Source organism: Solibacillus isronensis (assembly GCF_900168685.1).
Taxonomy (GTDB): domain Bacteria; phylum Bacillota; class Bacilli; order Bacillales_A; family Planococcaceae; genus Solibacillus; species Solibacillus isronensis_A.
This window is the reverse complement of the sequence record NZ_FVZN01000012.1, coordinates 340,489-347,343: the sequence shown is the minus strand read 5'-3', so window position 1 is coordinate 347,343 and position 6,855 is coordinate 340,489. Positions and strand designations below refer to the sequence as shown.

The 6,855-nt window shown below is 37.4% G+C and carries 2 protein-coding genes and 1 pseudogene; 2 read left to right on the top strand and 1 reads right to left on the bottom strand.

Going from position 1 to position 6,855, the window contains the following annotated elements:
• On the top strand, positions 1-1,961 hold a 1,961-nt coding region (locus B5473_RS06645; protein ID WP_079524142.1), incomplete at its 5' end, for a heavy metal translocating P-type ATPase.
• A 416-nt stretch (positions 1,962-2,377) separates the two neighbouring features.
• Here B5473_RS06645 and ltrA read toward each other — a convergent pair.
• Positions 2,378-4,153, bottom strand: a complete 1,776-nt coding sequence (ltrA, locus tag B5473_RS06640; RefSeq protein WP_176142045.1) for a group II intron reverse transcriptase/maturase — start codon at positions 4,151-4,153, stop codon at positions 2,378-2,380.
• A gap of 1,063 nt (positions 4,154-5,216) precedes the next feature.
• Here ltrA and B5473_RS06635 point away from each other — a divergent pair.
• A pseudogene (locus B5473_RS06635) lies at positions 5,217-6,453 on the top strand (IS110 family transposase).
• The last annotated feature ends 402 nt before the right edge of the window (positions 6,454-6,855 follow it).

The window sequence follows — 6,855 nt, the reverse complement described above, 5'->3', positions numbered from 1 at the left end:
ATGCAACAATTGAGGAACTAGAAAAAGCAGGAGCATTTGAGAATTTAAAGATTCGGGATGAAAAAGAACAAAAAGTGGAACGTGAACCATTCTGGAAGCAAAAAGAAAATATTAAGGTTTATATTTCAGTCGTTTTACTTGTGATTAGTTGGTTTTTAGGGGAGCAATATGGGGAAGAACATATCCTTCCAACAATCGGTTATGCAGCATCTATTTTAATTGGTGGCTATTCGCTCTTCATTAAAGGGCTTAAAAATCTAAGTAGATTAAAGTTTGATATGAATACACTTATGACGATTGCGATTATAGGGGCTGCCATCATTGGTGAATGGGGCGAAGGAGCAATGGTTGTTATTCTGTTCGCTATTAGTGAAGCCTTAGAGCGTTATTCAATGGATAAAGCTCGTCAATCCATCGAATCATTGATGGATATTGCTCCAAAAGAAGCATTAATTCGCCGTGGAAATAAAGAAATGATGATTCATGTTGACGATATTCAAGTTGGAGATATCATGATCGTAAAACCTGGTCAAAAGTTAGCGATGGACGGAATTGTTATTAAAGGAACGTCCACATTAAATCAGGCTGCAATTACGGGGGAAAGTGTCCCAGTTACCAAAAAAACTGATGATGAAGTGTTCGCTGGAACATTAAATGAAGAAGGCTTGCTCGAAGTTAAAGTAACAAAACGAGTAGAAGATACGACGCTTTCGAAAATTATCCATCTTGTAGAAGAAGCACAAGCAGAGCGAGCGCCTTCTCAAGCATTTGTAGATAAATTTGCGAAATACTATACACCTGCAATTGTCATTTTGGCTGCTTTAATTGCCGTTCTTCCACCACTGTTTGGTGGAGAGTGGAGTGAATGGATTTATCAAGGTTTAGCAATATTAGTGGTTGGTTGTCCTTGTGCTTTAGTTGTTTCAACCCCAGTTGCTGTTGTTACTGCAATAGGAAATGCAGCAAAAAATGGCGTGTTAATTAAAGGTGGCATCCATCTAGAAGAAGCAGGACACTTAAAAGCGATTGCGTTTGATAAAACAGGAACATTAACAAAAGGTATTCCTGCTGTAACAGATGTTGTAACATATGGCGGAAATGAAAATGATTTAATGATGATAACGGCAGCGATTGAAAAAGGGTCGCAACATCCACTTGCTTCTGCCATTATCAGAAAAGCCGAAGAAAACGGATTGAATATTAATGGTGTATCGGTCGAAGAGTTCCAATCGATTACAGGTAAAGGTGTAAAAGCAAAAGTAAATAACCAAATGTATTATGTGGGAAGTCCTAATCTCTTTGAAGAATTGCATAAAACGATTGAAAGCAACATCAAAGAAAATATTACTCGTATGCAAATAGAAGGAAAAACTGTTATGGTTTTAGGAACTGAGAAAGAAATACTTTCATTGATCGCCGTAGCAGATGAAATGAGAGAAACATCAAGAGATGTTATTAATAAATTGAATCATATTGGAATCGAAACAGTAATGCTTACAGGTGATAATGAGAGAACGGCACAAGCAATAGGAAAACAAGTCGGTGTTTCAGATATTAAAGCCGATTTACTTCCAGAAGATAAATTAAACTTTGTTAAAAAGCTTCGTGAAAAACATCAAAGTGTTGCAATGGTCGGGGATGGCGTAAACGATGCACCAGCACTTGCAGCGGCATCAGTTGGGGTTGCAATGGGTGGTGCTGGAACAGATACGGCACTTGAAACGGCTGATATTGCGTTAATGTCAGATGATTTAAGTAAGTTACCTTACACCATTAAATTAAGTCGCAAGGCTTTAGTCATCATTAAACAAAATATTACCTTCTCTTTAGCTATTAAATTAGTAGCATTACTATTAGTGATGCCTGGATGGTTAACACTATGGATCGCCATCTTCGCAGACATGGGAGCAACACTACTTGTAACGTTAAATAGTTTGAGGTTATTAAGAGTTAAAGAATAAAGATTTATAAAATATACAGAATAAATCCAATAAATGTTCCCAAATGTAAGTTTGGGAATACACCAAAATGCGGGAAACGTTGACTTAATAGCGTTTCTCGCTTTTCTTATGGAACATTGTTTATAAGTGATTTTATGCAAGTCAATGAAACGTTGCTAAAGCAGCTTTTATACTTGCTGGGCATGATCTTTAATTTGCATAAAAACTTGTATAGCCATTCTTTTATCGGTATAAATTTGCATCTTCTCTAAGACTTCCCCAAGAAAAAATGTTGCTATAGTGATAGGTAAGCTTTTGACGTTATCTCCAGCTTTTCCCCCACTTCACACCGTACGTGCGACTTTCATCGCATACGGCGTTCCAACTAATCCAATTCATTCAATGTTTTTTATGTGTATGCAAGATGAAATGTAGAATCAGATAGGTTCGTTCAGACATTGCTCACGCAATTCATTTACCTTTTTAAGTTGCTTTTTATCTAACTTGAGTGCGTTTAATAACACTTGTATTTTCTCATTATTTCTCATATGAATGAGACGGTGAACAGATTCGTGCAGTATCAACAGATTCCCGTATGAATCATCTTTTGAAAGATGATACGGTGTTTTATGATGACAGTGCCAATCGTCCAGTCCTAATTCGATTCCTGTAACAGCGCATTTTCCATATTGTGCGATAAACCGGCTAATCCGATTATCGTTGTATTCGATGGAACGGTTTGGAATAAAGTGTTTCATTACATGAGCAATTACTTGTTTATTAATAGTTCTCAAGTTTTGATGAATCTTATCCCTACCTACGGTAGTATAGTTACAGATTGTTTGAGAGAAATTTAGATTCACCTTACAACGTTGGGCATGAATGGGTACAAGTACCATTTCTTTTATTTTAAAGAGCTTGCATTCATAACCCTTATACCGTTTTTGTAAGGACTTTGTGAAGTTCTTAAACGTTGCTTCTTTTCTCATTTCTTTTAAACGATTATATAATGCTTTATGAAGACGAGTGTTCAGCTTATTTAAATCATCCGTGATGTGTGACGCAGCGGAATAATAATTTTGAATTCCCATAATAACTGTATTAAAGCGCCAAACGTTCTCGGCTGATGGATATTTCTGAATCGTTTTAATTGCTTGTTTTACCTTTAACTGTGCATTATCGAGTGCTTTCTTTGTCATATGTGAGCGAGCAACATAGAGAGTCCTTTTATTCGTTCTTTTCGGATGTGCTTTTAGACGAAAACCTAAAAACTCTGATGAGTTTTTCTTTAAGTTGACCACTTTCGATTTTTCTTCACTAATTTGAAGGTGTAGCCTTGTTTCAAGAAAATCTTTGACGGCATAAAACATTTTAATCGCCTGAGAACGAGTGCGGCACAAGATCTTAAAGTCGTCTGCGTACCTCACAATATAGCAGTGTTTTAAATTGGAATGTTTCATTGCGTTATATCTGCCACTATATGTTTTATATAGCTTTTGTGTTTTGAAGCTTTCCCATTGATGGCTGACCCACCAATCCAGTTCATTTAGTACGATGTTAGATAAAAGTGGCGATAATATACCACCTTGCGGTGTACCTTTCGTTGGGAAACCTTCGCCAATAATTTCAGCTTTTAGAAGACGTGAAATAATGGAAAGCAACGCTTTGTCTCGGATGCCAAATGACCACATTTGTTTTAATAGTTTCGCATGGTTTACATTGTCGAAGAACCCTTTTATATCAACATCTACACAATGATATAAGCACGCCCGATTGATGAGCGTTTCAAACCTGGCTTTCGTATGATGTGTATTGCGATTTGGTCTAAATCCATAACTATGTTTATAAAACTTCGCTTCGCAAATCGGTTCCAGCACTTGTAAGATGCACTGTTGGAACAGTCGCTCCCAAATCGTTGGGATTCCTAGAGGACGTGTTTTCCCATTTGCCTTCGGAATGAAGACTCGCCTAACAGCTTGGGGGGAATAGTTTACAAACATTCGTTGTATCTTTGATACAACTTCTGAAACAGATAGTTTCTTTAAATCTTCAATTGTTAATCCGTCATGTCCAGCCGTTTTACTGCCGGTATTGCGTTTAATATGGCGATAGGCTAATCGAACATTTTCATTGGATTGCATTAAATCGAGTAAACCATAAAAATTTTGACCATTGGCACTTTGAGCATATAAAGAATCAAATTGAGATTGCATATCATAATACTCGTTGTGCCTCAGCTTCTTTCGTTTTAACAAGTCGGTGGCTCCTTTTGGAGCTGAACCTCTATTAGTCTCACAAGAACCTTATTAATCGTTGAAGAGCTGTCTTGCATGGTGAATGAATCTTTTATTAGTCTAGTGGCTATCCCTCGACGTTCATTACACGCTTCAACGGTACTGTGCCACCACTTTCACTGATATAAAGGAAAGTTATATATCCGCTAATCTCACGAATATTTTCCTTTCCAACGCTTCATCGAGAGTAAGCTCTCCACGTTATCAGCTTACAACGTTGAGTTATATCTATTATGGAACAGACTTAGGTGCTTCCTATGAGCCTGTTAGCATTGCATGTGCCTATAACACAAGATGGACTTTTATATTGCGGATTCTTACTCATCCATAGCTAACCTCACATTTAGTGATATACACATTTCTATGTATTGCCAGTCAAGACCCGTACATTCAGAAGTTCGTCAGCAACTTAGTTTATTATTCTAATTCATTGCATTCTCACCATATCTGTTCAACCCAAGCACCATGACTTACGCCACCCCATCGGGTAGGATTTCGTCAGCCGGACTGTTACGGTAAATTCTTGCGCCTATTAGCCGAGCTTATAACACGCTTTTCCTTACTAAGCAGCGTGCTACTCGACGCAGAGGGAGCCTTTCAGAGCGTTACCTCGTCATTCGACTCCTCGATATAACCCTTCAGTTTTGGAACCTAAAATTGCCTGACCTTTACCGAAATTGTGTAACCACATTTCATTTGAGTCAGGAACATTTCGCACCCACAATATGGCCCTTTCGTATTATAAGGTCAGTCAGAGAAATCTGATTGACTATTTTTTATTCTATTTATAGATTGATAGTAGCCGGGGCAGAACGTAATGGCCCTTGGGACTTGATCCCGTTCGTTAAACTGTTCGCCCTCTACTTGTTAACACATGATTAGGCTGGTTGGGACATGGAGATCCCGTATAACAAGCGAAGATATGAATAACAAGGTAGATAGAGGTTACCGGTTCAATCCACTACAGAGGAGGAGATAATTTATGAATCCAGTTGTTGGTCTGGATGTGGCAAAAGGTGAAAGTCAGATTCAAATGTTCTTGGATAAAAAAATACCTTATAAAAACAGTGTGAAAGTTGAACATACGGCGGAAGGATTAAAAGAGTTACACTCTTATTTACTAGATTTAGAGCGTCAAACAGCGATGAAACCACCTATAGTTTTAGAAGCAACAGGTCACTATCATGCCCCAGTTGTACAGTTCTTAGAAGCAAGAGAGTACATTGTCATCATTGTAAATCCACTCGTATCTTATCGAGCAAAAAGCTCTAATTTACGAAAAACAAAAACAGATGCCATTGATGCTTATCACTTAGGTGAGATGTATTACAAAGAGGATTTAGAGCCTCAGAAAAAGCGAGGTATTCAATTATTAAACCTTCGGCATCTAACAAGACAACATGAAAATATGACAGGAGTTATGGTTCAAACTAAGCTCCAATTCCAAGCCGTACTTGATCAAGTATTCCCTGAATACAAAGGGGTTTTTGGGAGTTTATATGCCGAGATTTCATTAAAAACATTACAAAGCTTCCCTACCTCCGAGTCTGTCTTAGAAGGAGGTATGGAAGAAATTACTCAGTTTATTAACATGCATTGTAAAGCACGTTCATTAGAATGGGCGCATCAAAAAGCAGAAGAATTGATCGCAGCTGCAAAACGCAACCCATTTCAATCAACACTTTATCATAGTCTTCTTGTCAGTCTGAATATGTATATAGATTTACTTCAAGCGTACCACTACCAGCTTTCCACGTTGGAGCGTGAGATTGATGAGTTAGCGGTACAACTTGAAGAATATGAACTACTCCAAACAATTCCCGGTGTAGGTGAAAAAATCGCTGCAACGATTATTTCTGAAGTCGGAGAGATTGATCGGTTTAGTCATCCTAAAAAGTTAGTTGCCTTTGCAGGACTTGATCCAAGTGTGTTTGAATCAGGACGTTTTAAAGGTACAAAAAATCATATTACCAAACGTGGTTCAGCTAGGCTTCGCCGTATGCTTTTTACAGCCGTTCGCTGCTCTATTCGTGATAGCCGTAAAAAGAAAATAACTGATGAAACGATAGCTCGGAATAAGAGATTACGAGCCTTTTACGACTTAAAACGTGAAGAGGGCAAACCATACAGAGTAGCAATAATCGCTTGCGCTAATAAGCTTTTTACACTGGATTTATGCGATGTTAAAAACCAAAACATCATTCCAAGAAACCATTTAGTATCATTATTTTCAAACAAAGTAAAAACCTTCCAATTTATATTTGGAGGGCTATTTGAGTTATGCATTTTTAGTATAGCATGAAGTGATTTTTAATTTAAAAGATTGACAAACTATTAGCTGGTTTTATGGAATAACTTTATTATCACTTAACAGGTTCTTAAATCCACAAGAAAAACCGAAACCCCTTCTCTTTATAGAGATAGGAAATTCCGGTTCATCTTTTATATAAACGGTTAAACTTTTTTCAAAACGGTACAACTTTTTATAAACAGTTCAACTTTATTTCAAAGCCACACGAAGAAAGGGTTCAATTCGACCAACATAATTGTTATTAAATCCTTACCAATCTGTGCTTTTACCGCGCTAGGTTTCCCAAAGCTTAGTCTTAACAAAAAGCCGA